General features: G+C 64.3%; 17 protein-coding genes. 8 read left to right on the top strand and 9 right to left on the bottom strand.

What is annotated here, in order from left to right:
- Positions 1–5: 5 nt before the first annotated feature.
- The 4 genes from ACGYKA_RS09525 to ACGYKA_RS09510 form a co-directional block, all read right to left on the bottom strand.
- Positions 6–191, bottom strand: a complete 186-nt coding sequence (locus ACGYKA_RS09525; protein ID WP_394412039.1) for a hypothetical protein — start codon at positions 189–191, stop codon at positions 6–8.
- Between the two features lie 96 nt (positions 192–287).
- Positions 288–1,559 carry a bifunctional folylpolyglutamate synthase/dihydrofolate synthase gene (locus ACGYKA_RS09520; protein ID WP_394412036.1) on the bottom strand — a complete coding sequence of 424 codons (1,272 nt, stop codon included), beginning with the start codon at positions 1,557–1,559 and terminating at the stop codon, positions 288–290.
- The gene (accD, locus tag ACGYKA_RS09515; RefSeq protein ID WP_394412034.1) at positions 1,556–2,515 is read right to left on the bottom strand and encodes an acetyl-CoA carboxylase, carboxyltransferase subunit beta; all 960 of its coding nucleotides are present in this window, start codon (positions 2,513–2,515) and stop codon (positions 1,556–1,558) included. The genes ACGYKA_RS09520 and accD overlap by 4 nt, the downstream gene beginning before the upstream one ends.
- 56 nt (positions 2,516–2,571) lie before the next feature.
- On the bottom strand, positions 2,572–3,471 hold the full coding sequence (locus tag ACGYKA_RS09510) for a CPBP family intramembrane glutamic endopeptidase (protein WP_394412031.1): 900 nt from the start codon (positions 3,469–3,471) through the stop codon (positions 2,572–2,574).
- Between the two features lie 210 nt (positions 3,472–3,681).
- On the opposite strand from ACGYKA_RS09510, the gene ilvD reads away from it, so the two are divergent.
- The 4 genes from ilvD (at position 3,682) to ACGYKA_RS09490 (ending at position 7,304) form a co-directional block, all read left to right on the top strand.
- The gene (gene ilvD, locus ACGYKA_RS09505; RefSeq protein WP_394412029.1) at positions 3,682–5,448 is read left to right on the top strand and encodes a dihydroxy-acid dehydratase; all 1,767 of its coding nucleotides are present in this window, start codon (positions 3,682–3,684) and stop codon (positions 5,446–5,448) included.
- A complete protein-coding gene (locus ACGYKA_RS09500; RefSeq protein WP_394412026.1) occupies positions 5,429–6,028 on the top strand; it encodes a hypothetical protein in 600 nt (199 codons plus the stop codon). Before ilvD ends, ACGYKA_RS09500 begins: the two co-directional genes overlap by 20 nt.
- Positions 6,029–6,146: 118 nt before the next feature.
- Positions 6,147–6,920, top strand: a complete 774-nt coding sequence (locus ACGYKA_RS09495; protein WP_394412023.1) for a DUF6478 family protein — start codon at positions 6,147–6,149, stop codon at positions 6,918–6,920.
- Between the two features lie 9 nt (positions 6,921–6,929).
- Complete coding sequence (locus tag ACGYKA_RS09490; RefSeq protein ID WP_271688458.1) at positions 6,930–7,304, top strand: hypothetical protein; 375 nt, start codon at positions 6,930–6,932, stop codon at positions 7,302–7,304.
- An 82-nt stretch (positions 7,305–7,386) separates the two neighbouring features.
- On the opposite strand, the gene ACGYKA_RS09485 is transcribed toward ACGYKA_RS09490, so the two are convergent.
- From ACGYKA_RS09485 to gpmI, 3 genes are read right to left on the bottom strand one after another with little or no spacing between them, the layout of a single operon-like run.
- Positions 7,387–8,727 (bottom strand): S41 family peptidase, encoded by a 1,341-nt coding sequence (locus ACGYKA_RS09485; protein WP_394412020.1) that lies wholly within the window; start codon positions 8,725–8,727, stop codon positions 7,387–7,389.
- Positions 8,728–8,730: 3 nt separating this feature from the next.
- The gene (locus ACGYKA_RS09480; protein ID WP_394438663.1) at positions 8,731–9,867 is read right to left on the bottom strand and encodes a murein hydrolase activator EnvC family protein; all 1,137 of its coding nucleotides are present in this window, start codon (positions 9,865–9,867) and stop codon (positions 8,731–8,733) included.
- Positions 9,864–11,381 carry a 2,3-bisphosphoglycerate-independent phosphoglycerate mutase gene (gpmI, locus tag ACGYKA_RS09475; RefSeq protein WP_394412017.1) on the bottom strand — a complete coding sequence of 506 codons (1,518 nt, stop codon included), beginning with the start codon at positions 11,379–11,381 and terminating at the stop codon, positions 9,864–9,866. Before gpmI ends, ACGYKA_RS09480 begins: the two co-directional genes overlap by 4 nt.
- Positions 11,382–11,549: 168 nt before the next feature.
- Here gpmI and ACGYKA_RS09470 point away from each other — a divergent pair, with 168 nt between their 5' ends.
- The 4 genes from ACGYKA_RS09470 to ACGYKA_RS09455 all read left to right on the top strand — a co-directional run bounded on the left by ACGYKA_RS09470 (position 11,550) and on the right by ACGYKA_RS09455 (position 15,683).
- Complete coding sequence (locus ACGYKA_RS09470; protein WP_067263007.1) at positions 11,550–11,729, top strand: zinc-finger domain-containing protein; 180 nt, start codon at positions 11,550–11,552, stop codon at positions 11,727–11,729.
- Positions 11,730–11,852: 123 nt separating this feature from the next.
- A complete protein-coding gene (gene polA, locus ACGYKA_RS09465) occupies positions 11,853–14,651 on the top strand; it encodes a DNA polymerase I (RefSeq protein WP_394412014.1) in 2,799 nt (932 codons plus the stop codon).
- Positions 14,651–14,857 carry a YdeI/OmpD-associated family protein gene (locus tag ACGYKA_RS09460; RefSeq protein ID WP_394412011.1) on the top strand — a complete coding sequence of 69 codons (207 nt, stop codon included), beginning with the start codon at positions 14,651–14,653 and terminating at the stop codon, positions 14,855–14,857. Before polA ends, ACGYKA_RS09460 begins: the two co-directional genes overlap by 1 nt.
- A gap of 208 nt (positions 14,858–15,065) precedes the next feature.
- Positions 15,066–15,683 (top strand): glutathione S-transferase, encoded by a 618-nt coding sequence (locus ACGYKA_RS09455; protein WP_394412008.1) that lies wholly within the window; start codon positions 15,066–15,068, stop codon positions 15,681–15,683.
- On the opposite strand, the gene ACGYKA_RS09450 is transcribed toward ACGYKA_RS09455, so the two are convergent.
- Complete coding sequence (locus tag ACGYKA_RS09450; protein ID WP_394412005.1) at positions 15,672–16,436, bottom strand: hydroxypyruvate isomerase family protein; 765 nt, start codon at positions 16,434–16,436, stop codon at positions 15,672–15,674. The genes ACGYKA_RS09455 and ACGYKA_RS09450 overlap by 12 nt on opposite strands.
- Before the next feature lie 18 nt (positions 16,437–16,454).
- Positions 16,455–17,030 carry a DUF1285 domain-containing protein gene (locus ACGYKA_RS09445; RefSeq protein ID WP_394412002.1) on the bottom strand — a complete coding sequence of 192 codons (576 nt, stop codon included), beginning with the start codon at positions 17,028–17,030 and terminating at the stop codon, positions 16,455–16,457.
- Between the last annotated feature and the right edge of the window lie 58 nt (positions 17,031–17,088).

Here is a 17,088-nt window from a genome sequence, read left to right as displayed (position 1 = left end):
ACCATTCAGGAATCACTGAGCGGCTGCATATGCAGGTCATTCCCCTGCAGGAAAGGGTGGTAAGGCCGTTCGACCTCATAAAGCCACCACAGGCCGCCCGCGATAATTGCGAGACCTACGGCCATGAAGATAAATTGAAATTTCCGTGCATCGTCCTGATCGTGACGCGCGGACCGGCTGAAATTGCGCATGGGGACACCTCGGTCAAATTCGAAAGGGGAGACTTCCGCGGACCAAGATACACCACATCTGCACCTCGCAGCAGCGGTACACCCAAATATGGTTAATCAGACGTTTTCACGCAACACGCTACCGGCAAGGTAGAGCGAGCCGCAGATCAGCACACGCGCATGGGGTTCGCGGGCGATGATCGCCTTAAGCGCCGCGGTGACGGTCTCGGCCTCTGCGGTCTCGAACCCCACATCGCGCGCCACCTTTGCTGTCGCCTCGGCAGGCAGGGTCGCCGCCTCGCCGGGGATCGACACGGCGGTGAGGCTTGCCGCCTCTGCCGCCAGCGGGCGCAGATATCCGGCGATATCCTTGGTATTCAACATGCCGCAAATCAGATGCGTCGGGCGTTTCGGCAGGGTCGCCAACGTGGCCGCCAATGCCGCCCCCGCCGCCGGGTTATGGCCGCCGTCGAGCCACAACTCGCCCTCCGGCGCCATACGGGCAAGCGGCCCATCTGACAGCCGCTGCATCCGTGCGGGCCACTGCGCCTGCGTCACGGCAGCCTCACAGGCCTCTGCATCGACGCCAAGCTGACGCAGCGCGGCCAGCGCGGCCCCGGCGTTCATCATCTGGTGGTCGCCGGGCAGATTGGGACGCGGCAGGTCAAGCAGGCCGCGCTCGTCCTGATAGACCATACGCCCGGCTTCGGGCCCGACATGCCACTGCTGCCCATAGGCCAAAAGCGGCGCGCCGAGTTTCGCGGCGCGGTCTTCGATCACCTCAAGCGCGGGCTCTTCCTGCTTGCCGACCACGCAAGGGACAAGCCGCTTGATGATACCCGCCTTTTCCCCTGCAATCTCGGCCAGTGTTTCGCCCAGATACTGCTGGTGATCGACCGACACCGGGGTGATCACGGTCAAGGCGGGATCGACCACATTCGTCGCATCGAGCCGTCCGCCAAGCCCCACCTCAAGCAGCGTGTAATCGGCAGGCACCCGCGAAAAGGCGAGGATCGCGGCGCAGGTCGTGATCTCGAAATAGGTGATCTCTTCGCTGCCATTGGCAGCATGGCATTCGTCCAGCACGGCGGCGAGGTCGGGCTCCGAGATCAACTCACCCGCGACCCGGATACGCTCGTGAAACCGCGCCAGATGCGGCGAGGTATAGGCGTGCACCGTCTTTCCCGCCGCCTCCAGGCCTGCGCGGATCATCGCTTGGGTCGAGCCTTTGCCATTGGTGCCCGCAATATGGATCACCGGCGGCAGGTCGTTCTGCGGATTGCCCAAAGCATCGAGCAGCCGCCACATCCGGTCGAGCGTCAGATCAATGATCTTGGGATGCAGCGCCATCATCCGTTCAAGGATGACGTCGGATGAAGGCGTGCTCATTTTTTCTCTGGCGTATCGGCGGGCAGGTCCGCCGCGGCCTGAACGGCGGCAGCGGCCTCGGCCACCTCGGCCTCTTCCGGCGCGGGCAGGTCACCGCGCACGGCAGGCGGCAGGCCCATCAGCATACGGGTGATGGTGATCAGCTCATCACGCATTTCGGTGCGTTTGGTCACCCGGTCAAGCATCCCGTGGTCGAGCAAATATTCCGCGCGCTGGAAGCCTTCGGGCAGTTTCTCGCGGATGGTCTGTTCGATCACGCGCGGCCCGGCAAAACAGATCAGCGCGTTCGGCTCGGCGATCTGCACATCGCCTAGCATAGCGTAGGACGCGGTGACGCCCCCGGTGGTGGGATGGGTCAGCACGACAATGTAAGGAAGCCCCGCCTCTTTCAGCATTTGCACGGCGACGGTGGTGCGCGGCATCTGCATCAGGCTGAGGATACCCTCCTGCATGCGCGCGCCACCGGCGGCGGAGAACAGCACCAGCGGGCGCTTCAGCTTCACGGCTTCCTCGGCGGCGGCAATGATCGCATTGCCGACATACATGCCCATCGACCCACCCATGAAGGAAAAGTCCTGCGCGCAGGCGACGATCGGCGTGCGGCCGATATCGCCGGTCACGACCAGCATCGCCTCATGCTCACCCGTCTGCTTTTGCGCGGCCTTCATCCGGTCGGGATAGCGCTTCTGGTCTTTGAAATGCAGCGGGTCGGGTGTGGGCGCCGGAACCTTCACCTCGGTAAAGATGCCACCGTCGAACAGCGCTTTGAAGCGCGCGCGAGGGCTGATGTGCATGTGATGGCCGCAGTTGGTACAGACGTTCAGATTGTCCGCCAATTCGCGGTGAAACAGCATGGTGCCGCATTCGTTGCACTTGGTCCACAGGTTGTCCGGCGTCTCGCGGCGCGAGAAGATCGAGTTGATTCGCGGGCGGACGTAGTTCGTGATCCAGTTCATTGGCAGGCCTCTGCTGTGGTTCCGTCCCAGATAATCCCCGCATGGGGAAATTGCAATCAGCGGCGTATCGCCAGCCGCGCCGCCAGCCATGAGACCAGCATCAAGGCGAAGTCCACCGGCAACCATGAGCGCAACGCCGCCGCGTCATCCATCGAAAAGGGCGTGAGATAAAGCGCCAGCCCCGAAAGATCATCCGGCAGAGAGACAATGAGAATGGCCGAGACGTTGTTCCACAGATGCACCGCGATGGCCGGCCCAAGCGAGCCGGAGCGCGCGGTGAGGTCCGCCATCAGGATGCCGAAAAACCCAGCCCAAAGCGTCACCATTAGCGCGTTCTCCCCCGCCTCGGCAGGCAGGTAATGGCCCGCTGCGAACAGCGCCGACGGCAGCACCATCCAGATCAGCGGCGCGTTGAACCGCGCCGCGAGTTGCTGCTGCACATAGCCGCGAAAGACGATCTCTTCGGCGCTGACCTGCACCAGCACGGCCAGCAGCGACAGCGGCAAAAGCAGCAACCAGCGGCTTAGGGGCAGGTTCGGCGTCAACTCACCGCCCATGCTCCACGGCGGCAATACCGCAAGCGCAACGCCCAGCAGCAACATCGCCCCGGAAACCGCGCGAAAACTGGGCCAGAGCCGCCCCGGCAGGCCAAAAAGGCTCCCCGCGCTGCGCCGGTGCACGATCCGCACGGTCACGGCGACGGCCATCGCCATGGTGCCAAAGCTGAACAGCAGCAGATACATCGCCTGCGGCGTGGCCCCTTTCAGAAGATCGCCATGCAGCGACGGGGCCGCCGATCTCGCCAGCCCATAGACAGTCTGAAAGTAAAGCTCGTTCAGCGCGACATAGGCCACCACGGCCACGAACAGCCCCAAGAAAAACCGCCACAGTGCCGAGGTGTTGCGCGCGGGCGCGACAAAGGCCGCGTGGGTGCTATAGTCGGGCCGCCAGTTCATCAGCGGCGCCGTTCAAATCGGGGGTGGTGCTTGCAGAGCATATGCCGGGCCTTCACGCTTGCGGACGGGCCGAACAGACCGCGCCAGAAGGTCAGAACCTATGCCCTAACACGCTGCAACACAACAGTTCCCCCGCCTCATACGCGCCAAAGCCTTGCAGCATAGCCGCCGCCCGACTATTCCATTCAAGACGTTTCAAGGAGCCCACCGATGTCCACCACGCCCCGCTTCGACAAATCCCGGCTGCCCAGCCGCCATGTGACCGAAGGCCCGGCCCGCGCGCCGCACCGGTCCTACTACTATGCCATGGGCATGACCGAGGAAGAGATTCACCAGCCGCTGGTGGGCGTCGCCACCTGCTGGAACGAAGCTGCCCCCTGCAACATCGCGCTGAACCGTCAGGCGCAGGCGGTGAAGGTTGGCGTGCATTCCGAACAGGGCACCCCGCGCGAGTTCACCACCATCACCGTCACCGATGGCATCGCCATGGGACACGAGGGCATGCGCTCTTCGCTGGCCTCGCGTGAGGCGATTGCCGACACGGTGGAACTGACCATGCGCGGTCATTGCTATGACGCGATTGTCGGTCTGGCGGGCTGCGACAAGTCGCTGCCGGGGATGATGATGGCGATGCTGCGGCTGAACGTGCCGTCGGTCTTCCTCTACGGCGGGTCGATCCTGCCGGGCAAGGCGCCTGCGGGCGCCGATGTGCCGGAAGATTTCGCCACCCGCGACCTGACCGTGCAGGACATGTTCGAGGCCGTGGGCCGCTTCCAGAACGGCTCCATGTCGCAGGCAGCACTCGACGTGCTCGAGCGCGTCGCCTGCCCCTCTGCCGGGGCCTGCGGCGGCCAGTTCACCGCCAACACCATGGCCTGCGTCTCCGAAGCCATCGGCCTCGCGCTGCCGAACTCCTCGGGCATGCCCGCGCCCTACGAAAGCCGCGACGCCTATGCCGAAGCCTCGGGCGCTGCGGTGATGAACCTGATCGAGAAGAACATCCGCGCCCGCGACATCTGCACCCGCGAAGCCTTCGAGAACGCCGCGCGCATCGTCGCCTGCACCGGCGGGTCGACCAACGCGGGCCTGCACCTGCCGGCGATGGCCCATGAGGCCGGGATCGAATTCTACCTCGAAGACGTCTGCGAGATTTTCCGCGACACACCTTACTTCGTCGATATGAAGCCGGGCGGTCAGTACGTCGCTAAGGACCTCTACGACGCGGGCGGCGTGCCGGTGGTGATGAAGGAGCTGCGCAAGGCGGGGCTTTTGCACACCGACTGCCTGACCGCCACGGGCCGTTCTATCGGCGAAGAGTTGGACCGCATCGACCGCGAGGCCGACGGCAAGGTGATCCACTCGGTCGCCAATCCGATCAGCAAGACCGGCGGTGTCGTGGGCCTGAAAGGCAACCTCGCCCCTGAAGGCGCCATCGTGAAGATCGCGGGCATGGCCGAGGAAGACATCGTCTTCACCGGCCCGGCGCTGGTGTTCGAATGCGAACAGGACGCCTTCGAGGCGGTGCAGAACCGCGCCTATAAGGAAGGCGATGTCTTCGTGATCCGCAACGAAGGCCCCGCAGGCGGCCCCGGCATGCGCGAGATGCTGGCGACCACGGCGGCGCTCTCGGGTCAAGGCATGGGCAAGAAGGTGGCGCTGATCACCGACGGGCGCTTCTCCGGCGCGACCCGCGGTTTCTGCGTTGGCCACGTCGGCCCCGAAGCGGCGCATGGCGGCCCCATCGCACTGCTGAAGAACGGCGACATGATCACCCTCGACGCGGTCAAGGGCAGCATCACCGTGGATCTGTCGGACGAGGAACTGGCCGAGCGCCGCAAGGCTTGGGCTGGCCCGCGTGCCACCAACTACGAAAGCGGCGCGCTTTGGAAATACGCCAAGCTCGTCGGCCCCACCTACCTTGGCGCGGTAACACATCCCGGCGCCAAGGCGGAGACCCATGATTACATGGACCTCTAAAAGCCCGCTTGCGGCGCTTGCGATGCTCACCCTGTCCGCCTGCGAAGGCGGTCAGGGTTTTTCCTTTGGCGGCAGCCCCGCCACGCCTGAGAAACCGCTGCTGCAAACCGTTTTGGCCGGGGGCGCGGTGCAGGTTGTGCCGCCGCAAGGCTATTGCATTGACCCCAAAAGCCTCAAACGTCGCTTTGCGCTGATGGCGCGTTGCGATGCGCTTGGCCTGCCTGATGTGGTCAGCGCCGCGCCGCGCGGCATTCTCACCCTCGCGCTGATCGAAGCCGAGGCCGACGCGCCCCTGCCCACGCCGCAACAGGTTGCCGAGGCGGCAGGGCTAAGCCAGTTGCAAGAGGCCGGTCGCATCGAAGGGGCATCAATCTTTGTGGCCCAAGGGCCGGTGCCCGCCGAGGGCATGTCCCCCCGCCATTGGCGCGGCACGGCGCGGATCGGCGGCCATGTCGCCAGCGTCACCCTCTATGGCGCGCCGCAAAGCCGCGCCATTTCCGAAGAGGGCCGCGCGCTGGTGGCAGAGCTGATCCAGCAAAGCCGTAGCAAAAGCGCAACGCCCGCCGCCCCCGGCAGCTGACCGGCCTTTGTTTCCAAATCGGCAACACTGCCCGGGGCCGGAAACAATCACGGGGGCTATTCATTTGAACGAAATCCCCGCCTTGCATAGACTGCGAGCAAACGAGAGGCGCAGGTCCATGGTCAACTTCCGCAGCGATTATCTTGAGGGCAAGCTCTTTGCCCGCGCGCTGCAACGCTGGGCGGTTGCGGCCCGCAAAGCGGCCACGGCTGACCTTGCCACCCTGCGCCGCCAACGCAGCCGCGCCCGGCTGCTGCGGGCCGAACTGAACCGGCTGATCCATCGCGCCGAAGACCGCCTTGCCCTGCCTGCCATCGGGGCCAGCGGCTTCCCGAAACCACATAACGCCGATTGGGCATGGCGGCCCGAGTTGTGGCGCGGCCCGCTTGCCACGCCGGGGCTGTCCTCGGTCGCGACGAAATCCAAACTGGGCGAAGAGGTGACCCTGTTCCACGATTGCGCGCAGTCGGAACTGACTCTGCGCCAATTGCGCAACCTGCGCGAAGCCGACCTGGCCCCCTTTGGCCTACAACTCGACGTGTTCAAATTCGACGGGTCATTCCTGTCGCTGGTTGTTGATCTGCCGCCCGAGGCCATCACCGGATTGAAACGCCGCCATGTCATCCGCATGGATACGATCGTGCAATTGGAACACCCGCTGGAGATCTTTGCCCGTCTCAACATCCGCCACGGTCCGAACACCGAACAGATCGTCCGCGAAATGCCCGTGGGTCAGGAAAGCATCAGCGTCGAATTCGATCTGGCCTATAGCAAGCTCAACGAAAAGCGGATCGAGGCGGCATGGATCGACCTGATCTTTGAAGGGCCGGAGATGAACCAAGTCGTGCTGCGCGACCTCACTTTTTCCCGCTCCCCCCGCGCCCAGATCTAGGACCCCGTGATGAGCCGATATGACCTGACCAAAACCGTGCTGCGCCAAGGCGTCTGGCAGGGCGTGCTGACCGCCAAAGAGGGTGCAGACACGCCGCAGATCAGCGTGACCCATGAGGGCAAGGAGGTGACGGATATCACGTTAGAGGCCGAAGGGTCCGAAGGGCGCTGGCATATCTCCTTCCCGGTCCCGGCAGAGGCGATTGCCGATGGGGTCCAGACCCTTGTCATCACCGAAAAGGCCAGCGGGGCGCTCTTGGGTCATGTGACCCTGATCGCGGATGAAGCGCTCGGCGATGACATACGGGCCGAGATGGACCTGCTGCGCGCCGAACTCGACATGCTGAAACGCGCCTTTCGGCGGCACTGCCGCGAGACGGAATGAGCGAAACGCCCTCCCGCAGGACCGCGCCCAACAAAAAGCCCCGCTGCCTCCAGCGGGGCTTTGTGCATCTATGTAAAAGAGATCACTCGTTCGGACCCAGAGCCGACAGACCTTTGAGGATGTCGATGGCATAGGCCAGTTGGTAATCCTCTTCGCGCAGCTCTGCCGCTTTGCGGGCCTTTTCGCGGTCGTCTTCGATCTGTTTGATCTGATCGTCGGTCAGGCTGTCGTTGTTCAACCGGCCCCGCAGATCGGCTTCGGAGCGGAGGGGGCGTGCCGACAATGCGTCGTCGTCTTCCTCGGGCTCTGGCGTGACCGGAGGTTGGGCCACGACGATATCGGGCGATACGCCAAGCGCTTGGATCGACCGGCCCGAGGGCGTGTAGTAACGCGCCGTGGTCAGGCGCATGGCCCCGTCCCCGCGCAGCGGCATCACGGTCTGGACCGAGCCTTTGCCAAAGCTCTTGGTGCCGATGACGATGGCGCGGCGGTGGTCCTGCAAAGCGCCCGCGACAATCTCGGAAGCCGAGGCCGAACCGCCGTTGATTAGCACGACGATCGGCTTGCCCATCGCCAGATCACCCGGCGTGGCGTTCACCCGGTCGCCGTCTTCGATGTCGCGGCCCCGGGTACTGACGATCTCGCCTTCCTCAAGAAAGGCATCCGACACGGCAATCGCCTGATTGAGCAGGCCACCGGGGTTGTTGCGCATGTCGATGACGATACCGTTGATATTCTCGATACCGCCCGCGTCTTCGATCTGCTGCTCCAACCCTTCCTTCATCTTCGGATAGGTCTGTTCGTTAAAGGTGGTCAGGCGCAGCACGGCGGTATCGCCCACGGTGCGGGCGCGCACGGCGGTCAATTGGATCGTGTCACGCACGATGGAGACGTCGAAGGGCTCAGGCTCCCCTTCGCGCACCACGGTGATCAAAATCTCAGACCCCACCGGCCCGCGCATCATCTCAACCGCGTCGTCGAGACCGAGGCCCAGCAGGCTTTCGCCATCGACATGGGTGATGAAATCTCCCGCTTCGATCCCCGCTTCGGCGGCGGGCGTGCCATCGATGGGCGAGACGACTTTGACGAAACCTTCTTCTTGGGTGACCTCAATTCCAAGCCCACCGAATTCGCCGCGCGTCTGCTCGCGCATTTTCTCGGCGTCTTTCGGCGACAGGTAGGACGAATGCGGATCAAGCGAGGTCAGCATACCGTTGATGGCAGCTTCGATCAGGTCACCGGGATCAACATCTTCGACATATTGGGCGCGGATGCGTTCGAAAATATCGCCAAAGAGATCGAGTTGTTCGTAAACATTGGTCGTCTTCTCGGCCTCTTGCGCCAGCAGCGGTCCGGCGATCTGAGTGGTGGCGACCACCCCCGCCACCGTGCCTGCAACGGCTGCCATCACGAATTTCTTCATCTGCTATCCATCCTTGTCGGTGCGGAACCAGTCTGCCGGATCCTGAGGTGTGTTGTCTTGCCTGACTTCTATATAGAGCGTTTCCGTCCGGTCAGTGCCAGTGGCTTCACCATTTGGTGACATCTGAGATGTTGTGCCGCTTTCCGGCCCGCCCATCAACCCGATGGGGGTGCCACCGGCAATCACCTGCCCGGCTTGGCCGTAAACCACATCCAGCCCCGCCAGCACGAAAAGCGTGTCGACCTGCGGCTCAAGGATCACGACATTGCCCAGATCAAGCAGCGGCCCGACATAGCGGATCGTCGCCGCCGAGGGGCTGGTCACGATGGCGCGCGGGCGGGTGGCAAGGATCATGCCGGGCCGCGTTACGCCCGCCGAATCCGTCTCGCCAGCCTTGCGGATCACCAGCCCCTGTGCGGGCAAGGGCAGATCGCCCACCTGCCCGTCAAGGTTCACCGGCGCAGGTTCAACCGCGCCGGTGGTGATCTCGGACAGGCCGCTGGCAAAGCCGTCCAGCGTCTCGGTCGAGGCGATGAGGATCGCGGTGCGCACCGGGTCTTCGGTAAAGCGCATCGGCAGATCGGGGCGGTTGGCCATAGCCTGATTGAGCGCGGTGCGCGCGGCCTGAAGCTCGGTCAACCCGTCTTGCAGGCGCTGCGCCGCGTCGGTTTGGAGCGCGCGTAAGGTCTTGATGTCCTCATAGTCCTGCCGCAGCGCATCGGCGCGGGCGTTGAGCGCAGGCGTCAATTCAGCCAGCAACATGCCCGCGCGGGCGGTGCCCATCGGGCCATCGGGGTGCAGAAGCACCACGGGCGAGGGATCGCCGCCGATGCTTTGCAAGACGCCCAAGAACTGCGCCACCTCGCCCTCGCGCGCCTGAAGCTTGCGGCTGAGCTGCGCCTCGTTGATCGCGGCCTGCCGCAGCCCGGCCCGCATCGCCGCCAGCCCCGCCTCAAACGCCTGAATCGTCTCGGTCAGCGCCTTGACCCGGTCGCGCGCGCCATCGGCTTGGTCCAGCCGCGCCGATGCCGCCTCCAAGGCGGTTGCGGCCGCGCGTGCCTCCGCGGCGGCCTCATCGGCCTGCGCCTGTGCCATCAGGGGCAGACAGGCAAAAAGGACAGCCGCGGCAAGATGTTTCATGAAAGCAGGCTTTTCCCGGTCATTTCTTCGGGCTGCGGCAGGCCCATCAGATCGAGCACCGTAGGTGCCAGATCGGCCAGCCGCCCATCGCGCAGCGCCGCCCCTTCGGGCGCGCCCACCGCCACCACCGGCACGGGGTTGAGCGTATGGGCCGTATGCGCGCCGCCGGTCTCGGGGTCGATCATCATCTCGCAATTGCCGTGATCCGCGGTGACGATCATCGCGCCGCCTGCGGCCTCCAGCGCCTTGAGCACCCGGCCAAGGCCCGCATCCACCGCTTCACAAGCCGCAATCGCGGCCTCCAGATCGCCGGTATGGCCGACCATATCGGGATTGGCGTAGTTCACCACGATCAGGTCATAGCCCGCCTCGATCGCCTGCACGAATTGATCCGTCACCTCGGCGGAGGACATCTCGGGTTGCATGTCATAGGTCGCCACATTGGGGGATTTGGGCATGTTGCGGTCCTCCCCCGTGGCCGGAGTCTCAACCCCGCCATTGAGGAAAAAGGTCACATGGGGATATTTCTCGGTCTCGGCCAGCCGGAACTGCCGCAGGCCCTGCTGCGCCACCCAATCGCCCAGTGTGTTCTTGATGTCCGGCTTGGGGTACATCGTGGTCATATAGGCGATGTGGTCCTTGGAATATTCCGCCATGCCCATCAGCGCCGCCCAATCGGGGCGCTGGCCGGTGTCATAGGCGTCAAAGCCCGGATCGCCCAAGGCCGCCATGATTTCCCGCGCGCGGTCGGCGCGGAAGTTGAGGCAGAAGAACCCGTCGCCGGATGCCGCCCCCGCGTAGCCCTCGATCACGCTGGCGGTGATGAATTCATCCGTCTCGCCCCGCCCATAGGCCGCCTCAACCGCCGCGCGGGGATCGGAGTACCCCTCCCCTTCGCCATGCAGGATCGCCGCCGAAGCCTTGCCGACCCGGTCCCAACGGTTGTCGCGGTCCATCGCGAAATAGCGCCCCGTCACGGTGACGACCTTCACGGCCTCGGGCAGCGCCGCCTCTAGCGTCTCGAAATAGCCAAGGGCTGAGGACGGCGCCACGTCGCGCCCATCGGTCACCGCATGGATCACCACCGGCAGCCCCGCCGCATCCAGCGCGCGGGCGGCGGCGATCATATGGCTGAGATGGCCATGCACCCCCCCGTCCGAGACGACACCCATCAGATGCGCCGTGCCGCCGGTTTCCTTGAGCTTGGCGATAAAACCCCGCAGCCGCTCATTCTCGGCAAAGCTGCCCTCTTCGATGGCCAGATCGATCTGCCCCAGATCCATCGCCACCACCCGGCCCGCGCCGATATTGGTGTGGCCGACCTCGGAATTGCCCATCTGCCCGCGCGGCAGGCCCACGTCGGGGCCATGGGTGATCAACTGCGCCTTTGGTCCTGCTTGCATGATCCGGTCGAAATTCGGCGTCTTGGCCAGCAGGGGCGCGTTGCCCTCAGGCACCTCGCTGAGGCCCCAACCGTCAAGGATGCACAATACGACAGGTTTGGGGGCGCTCATCAGACTGTTGCTCCGGCTTGGTGGCTATTCAGCGCCTTTTACCCCTTGTGGGCTGGCACTTGAACCACTTTGTGCACAAGCCCCCCATTCCCGCGCAGAGCCCTTGCCCCGCGCGGCTGCTTTGGTCATAACGAGTGGCAACTTTCGCCTGAGCCGAGGACCAACTCCATGACCCTGCAAGCGCCCGAAACCCGCATCGTGAACACTTGGCGCGTGGCCTGCGACGGCAGCGAAGGCGCGCTTGGCCACCCGCGCGTCTGGCTGCAAATTCCCCAGGATCGCGGCTGGGTCGAATGCGGCTATTGCGACTGCAAATTCGTCCATGCGGATTTCGAAGGCAAAGTCTGAGCCTTCCCGGCCCCCATCTGAACAACTGAACCGACGGCACGAACCTGCCCGCGCGGCGCATTGGCGTCTGGCCGTGGGCCATGCTTCGTGGCAAAAGGGTCGCCAACCCAGCGGAGCATTCCTATGACATTCGGCAAAGGCCACCACCTGCATCTGATCGACGGCTCTGCCTTCATCTTTCGCGCCTATCACGCCCTGCCGCCGCTGACGCGCAAATCCGACGGCCTGCCGATTGGCGCCGTGGCGGGCTTCTGCAACATGCTGCACCGCTATGTAGAGGGCAACACCGGCCCCAACGCGCCCACCCATGTCGCCGTGATCTTCGACAAGGGCAGCCACACCTTCCGCAACGACATGTACGACCAGTACAAGGCCAACCGCGATGCGATGCCCGAAGACCTGCGCCCGCAGATCCCGCTGACCCGCACCGCGACCGAAGCCTTCAACATCGCCTGCAAAGAGCTTGAGGGCTATGAGGCCGATGACATCATCGCCACCCTCGCCGTGCAGGCCCGCGCCGCCGGAGGGCGTTGCACCATCATCAGCTCCGACAAGGATCTGATGCAGCTTGTGGGCGACGGGGTGGAAATGCTCGACGCGATGAAGAACAAGACCATCGACCGCGATGGGGTGTTCGAGAAGTTCGGCGTCTATCCCGAACGCGTGGTCGACGTGCAAGCGCTGGCGGGCGATTCGGTCGACAACGTGCCCGGCGCGCCCGGCATCGGGATTAAGACGGCAGCGCTTTTGATCAATGAATACGGCGATCTGGATGCGCTGCTTGAACGGGCGGGCGAGATCAAACAGCCCAAGCGCCGCCAGACCCTGATCGACCATGCCGAGCAAATCCGCCTGAGCCGCAATCTTGTCCTGCTGGACGAGAACACGCCGCTCGACTTCACCATCGACGATCTCGAAGTGCGCGACCCCGATGCGGACCGCCTGCTGGGTTTCCTGTCCGAGATGGAGTTCCGCACCCTGTCGAAACGCGTGGCCGAGGTGCTGGGCCGCGAGGCCCCGGCCATCCCCGAAGCGCCCGCCCCCGCCGTGGCCGATGCGCCGCAGGTGGCCGAGGTGGCCTTTGACCACAGCCAGTATGAACAGGTCGGCGACGCCGAAGCGCTGCGCGTCTGGCTCAATCGGATTTACGAGCGAGGCTATGTCGCGGTGGACACCGAGACCACCGGCCTCAATGAGATGACCGCGGAACTGGTCGGCGTTTCGCTGGCCGTAGAGCCCGGGCAGGCCTGCTACATCCCGCTGACCCACAAAGCCAGCCGCGACGACGACCTCTTTGGCGGAGAGGGGCTGGCCCCCGGTCAGATGCCGGTCGAAGAGGCGCTGCAACTGTTGACCCCGATGCTTGAGGATCCCGCGATCCTCAAGATCGGGCAGAACATGAAATACGACAGCAAGATTTTCGCCCAACTGGGCATCGCGGTCGCGCCCATCGACGACACCATGCTGATGTCCTACGCGATGCACGCGGGCCTACATGGGCATGGGATGGACACGCTTTCCGAGCGCTACCTCGGTCACACACCGATGCCGATCAAACCGCTTTTGGGCAGCGGCAAGTCCGCCGTGACCTTCGACAAGGTGCCGCTGGCCGATGCCGTTGCCTATGCCGCTGAGGATGCCGATGTCACCCTGCGCCTATGGCAGCTCTTCAAGCCACAGTTGCACCGCGCCGAGGTCACCAAGGTCTACGAAACGCTGGAGCGCCCGCTGGTGCCGGTCTTGGCGCAGATGGAGCGGGCGGGCATCGAGGTCGACCGCGATACGCTGAGCCGCATGTCCAACGCCTTTGCCCAGAAAATGGCCGGGCTGGAGGCGGATATTCACGAGTTGGCGGGCGAGAGCTTCAACGTCGGCTCCCCCGCCCAGCTTGGCGAAATCCTCTTTGGCAAAATGGGGCTGCCGGGCGGCAAGAAGGGCAAGACCGGGAAATACTCTACCGGCGCGGATGTGCTGGAAGACTTGGCGACCGAACATGACCTCGCCCGCCGGGTGCTGGACTGGCGGCAGCTGTCCAAGCTGAAATCGACTTATACTGATGCGCTGCAAGACCATGTGAACGCCGAGACGGGCCGCGTGCACACCTGCTATTCCATCGCCGGGGCGGCGACCGGGCGGCTCGCCTCGACCGATCCGAACTTGCAGAACATCCCGATCCGTTCCGAGGAAGGCCGCCGCATCCGCGAGGCTTTTGTCGCCCCCGAGGGCAAGGTGCTGGTGGCGCTGGACTACAGCCAGATCGAGCTGCGGATTCTGGCGCATATCGCCCAGATCGACGCGCTCAAGGAAGCCTTCCACCGTGGCGACGACATCCACGCCATGACGGCGTCCGAGATGTTTGACGTGCCGATGGATCAGATGACGCCTGAGATTCGCCGCAACGCCAAGGCGATCAACTTCGGCGTGATCTACGGCATCTCCGGCTTCGGCCTTGCCCGCAACCTGCGCATTCCGCGGGCCGAGGCGCAGGGCTTCATCGACCGCTATTTCGAGCGTTTCCCCGGCATCCGGACCTACATGGACGACACCAAGGCCTTTGCGAAAGAGCATGGCTATGTGCAGACGCTGTTTGGCCGCAAGATCAACACGCCCAACATCGGCGCCAAGGGACCGCAGGCGGGCTTCGCCGCCCGGGCCGCGATCAACGCGCCGATCCAAGGCACCGCTGCCGACGTGATCCGCCGCGCCATGGTGCGGATGCCCGAGGCGATCGCCGATCTGCCCGCGACCATGCTGTTGCAGGTGCACGATGAACTGCTGTTCGAGGTGGAAAAGGGTGCCGAAGACGCGCTGATCGCCGCCGCGCGTGAGGTGATGGAGAATGCCAATGATCCGGTGGTGAAGCTTGACGTGAAGCTGATCGTCGACGCCGGTGTGGGTGCCAATTGGGCGGAGGCGCATTGATGGAAGACGCGGCCCTTCCCGCAGACCTCGCCCAAGCGCTGGAAGAGACCGGCGCGCAGGCCGGTTGGGACAGCTACAGCGACGCGCTGCGCGCCGATGCACTGGCGTGGATCGACGCGGCAAGGACCCCGACGGCACGGTCAAAGCGGGTGGATGACGTGGCGCGCTTTGCCGGCAAGGGGCTGCCGCCGACGCCGTTTCAATGAGGTTGACCCCCAGCCCGGAATCAAGCCGCAGGCGCCGGGCCATCGCCTGCCCGCCCCCCGGGTAGGCGATTTGGTGAGGCTGGGCGTGAGCTTACGGACACACATCATGGTTGAACCATAAAGTGGCATGAGGCCATGTCAGATCGCCCACCCGCGGTCAGGCGATGGCCCTTTGAACACTCCTCCCCCATGCGCTAGATCATCTAGCATGACCCCAATCCTCTACTCCTTCCGCCGCTGCCCCTACGCCATGCGCGCGCGTCTCGCCCTCGCGGCCGCGCAAACCCCCGTCCACCTGCGCGAAGTCGTCCTGCGCGACAAACCGCAAGCCTTCCTTGACGCCTCGCCCACCGCCACCGTGCCCTGCCTCGTCACCGAAACCGGCCCCATCGACGAAAGCCTCGACATCATGAAATGGGCGCTGGTCCAGAACGATCCCGACGGCTGGCGCGACATGCCGTCCGAAGGCCACGACTGGATCACCTGCGCCGACGGCCCGTTCAAAGACGCGCTGGACCGCACCAAATACGCCACCCGCTACCCCGAGGCGGACCCCGAAGAGCAGCGCGCCGAGGCGGCAACCTTCCTCCATGACCTCGACGCGCAACTGGGGGACTGGATCTTTGACCGTCCCACGCTGGCGGATTACGCGATCCTGCCCTTCGTGCGGCAGTTCGCCTTTATCGACCGCGCTTGGTTCGACGCGCAGGACTGGCCCGCGCTGCGCGGCTGGCTCGACCGTTTCCTCGCGTCGCCCCGCTTTGAAAGCGTGATGGATAAATACCCCCAGTGGCAGCCCAGAGATGCGCCGGTGTCATTCCCCTAAGGCGGACACCCACCCCAAGGACTGCTCTGTCGGGCCGCCCGGAATATACTCCCCGCTGACAAAACCGTCATAGCCCGCCCGCAGCGCGGCAAAGAGCCCGTCGAAATCGACATCACCGCTGCCCGGCGCGCCGCGCTCTGGCGTGTCACCTAGCTGCACATGGCGGATCAGGGGGCGATATTCCTCGAAAACAGCCACGGCATCGCCATGGATCATCTGCGCGTGGAAACTGTCGAATTGCAGCGCAACATTCGGCGCATCTACCGCCGCCAGCAGCTCCGCCGCCTGCGCGTAGTCGCTCAGGAAATACCCCGGTTTGGCCTGCGGGCAGAGCGGTTCGATCATCAGCGTGACCCCCGGCGGCGCCTCCGCTGCGGCATGGCGCAGGTTCGCCACAAAAGCCTTTGCCGCCACTGGCCCCTTGCCCTCCCCGGCCATGACATGCACCATCTGGGGCCGCAGCGCCTCCACATAGCGCCAGACCCGGCGCATATCATGGGCGAAACGCGCCTCCCCTCCCGGCAGGGCGACGAAACCGGGCAGACCGCCCGTATAATTCGGCGGCGGCGCGTTGATCAGGGCGAGCGTTAAGCCATTGCGCAGCAAGGCGCGCTGCGTCTCTTTCGCGGGCATGTCATAGGGGAACAAGACCTCGACCGCGCCAAACCCCGCCTCCGCCGCCGCATCGAACCGGTCCAGATAGGGCAGTTCGGACCAAAGCAGCGACAGATTGGCGGCAGGGGTGATCGGCATTCGGGTCTTTCGGTGAACTTACGGCAGGTCTTCCGATGGGATGATGCCAAAGAATTCCCCACCCGACCAGACACCAAACCAGCCATCGCGGTGCTGGCCCAGATCGACCAGACGGTAAAAGCTCTTGCGGTCGATCAGCGCCTCAAGATTGCGGCGCACCAGCACATAGGGCGCAGGCTCGCCCGTCTCTTCATCGCGGACCACGCGGATCGGATGGGCTGCCCCTGCCTCGGCCACGTTGCCCAGATTGGTCAAAAACCGCAACTGCTGCGCCGCGCCTGCGCCCTTAGCCTCGAAATCCACGGCGACGAATGGTGCATCTTCGACGGTGATGCCCACCTTCTCCACCGGGGTTTTGAGGAAATAGTCATCCCCTTCGCGCCAGAGAATCGATGCGAACAATTTGACCATTTCGATCCGGCCAATGGGCGTGCCTTGATAGAACCACGTCCCGTCGCGTTTGATCTGCATGTCCAGATCGCCGCAAAATTCCGGGTTCCACTTCTCAAGCGGCGGGGTTCCGCGCGCTTTTGCGGCCTTGGCGGCTTCGATCAAACTGTCTGCCGTGGGTGTCACGGTATTTTGTCCGCTCATTGGTTTTGCCATTCCCTTTGGTCGCGATACACTTACACCTGAAAGATATAACTCCGGG

Source organism: Sulfitobacter sp. 1A15106 (assembly GCF_043556995.1).
GTDB classification, from domain to species: domain Bacteria; phylum Pseudomonadota; class Alphaproteobacteria; order Rhodobacterales; family Rhodobacteraceae; genus Sulfitobacter; species Sulfitobacter faviae.
This window is presented reverse-complemented; position numbering and strand designations above follow the sequence as displayed.

Excerpts from the sequence above, each read along its gene's own strand:
- ACGYKA_RS09525 (WP_394412039.1), bottom strand. The coding sequence starts at position 191 with ATGCGCAATTTCAGCCGGTCCGCGCGTCACGATCAGGACGATGCACGG.
- ACGYKA_RS09520 (WP_394412036.1), bottom strand. The coding sequence starts at position 1,559 with ATGAGCACGCCTTCATCCGACGTCATCCTTGAACGGATGATGGCGCTG.
- accD (WP_394412034.1), bottom strand. The coding sequence starts at position 2,515 with ATGAACTGGATCACGAACTACGTCCGCCCGCGAATCAACTCGATCTTC.
- ACGYKA_RS09510 (WP_394412031.1), bottom strand. The coding sequence starts at position 3,471 with ATGAACTGGCGGCCCGACTATAGCACCCACGCGGCCTTTGTCGCGCCC.
- ilvD (WP_394412029.1), top strand. The coding sequence starts at position 3,682 with ATGTCCACCACGCCCCGCTTCGACAAATCCCGGCTGCCCAGCCGCCAT.
- ACGYKA_RS09500 (WP_394412026.1), top strand. The coding sequence starts at position 5,429 with ATGATTACATGGACCTCTAAAAGCCCGCTTGCGGCGCTTGCGATGCTC.
- ACGYKA_RS09495 (WP_394412023.1), top strand. The coding sequence starts at position 6,147 with ATGGTCAACTTCCGCAGCGATTATCTTGAGGGCAAGCTCTTTGCCCGC.
- ACGYKA_RS09490 (WP_271688458.1), top strand. The coding sequence starts at position 6,930 with ATGAGCCGATATGACCTGACCAAAACCGTGCTGCGCCAAGGCGTCTGG.
- ACGYKA_RS09485 (WP_394412020.1), bottom strand. The coding sequence starts at position 8,727 with ATGAAGAAATTCGTGATGGCAGCCGTTGCAGGCACGGTGGCGGGGGTG.
- ACGYKA_RS09480 (WP_394438663.1), bottom strand. The coding sequence starts at position 9,867 with ATGAAACATCTTGCCGCGGCTGTCCTTTTTGCCTGTCTGCCCCTGATG.
- gpmI (WP_394412017.1), bottom strand. The coding sequence starts at position 11,381 with ATGAGCGCCCCCAAACCTGTCGTATTGTGCATCCTTGACGGTTGGGGC.
- ACGYKA_RS09470 (WP_067263007.1), top strand. The coding sequence starts at position 11,550 with ATGACCCTGCAAGCGCCCGAAACCCGCATCGTGAACACTTGGCGCGTG.
- polA (WP_394412014.1), top strand. The coding sequence starts at position 11,853 with ATGACATTCGGCAAAGGCCACCACCTGCATCTGATCGACGGCTCTGCC.
- ACGYKA_RS09460 (WP_394412011.1), top strand. The coding sequence starts at position 14,651 with ATGGAAGACGCGGCCCTTCCCGCAGACCTCGCCCAAGCGCTGGAAGAG.
- ACGYKA_RS09455 (WP_394412008.1), top strand. The coding sequence starts at position 15,066 with ATGACCCCAATCCTCTACTCCTTCCGCCGCTGCCCCTACGCCATGCGC.
- ACGYKA_RS09450 (WP_394412005.1), bottom strand. The coding sequence starts at position 16,436 with ATGCCGATCACCCCTGCCGCCAATCTGTCGCTGCTTTGGTCCGAACTG.
- ACGYKA_RS09445 (WP_394412002.1), bottom strand. The coding sequence starts at position 17,030 with ATGAGCGGACAAAATACCGTGACACCCACGGCAGACAGTTTGATCGAA.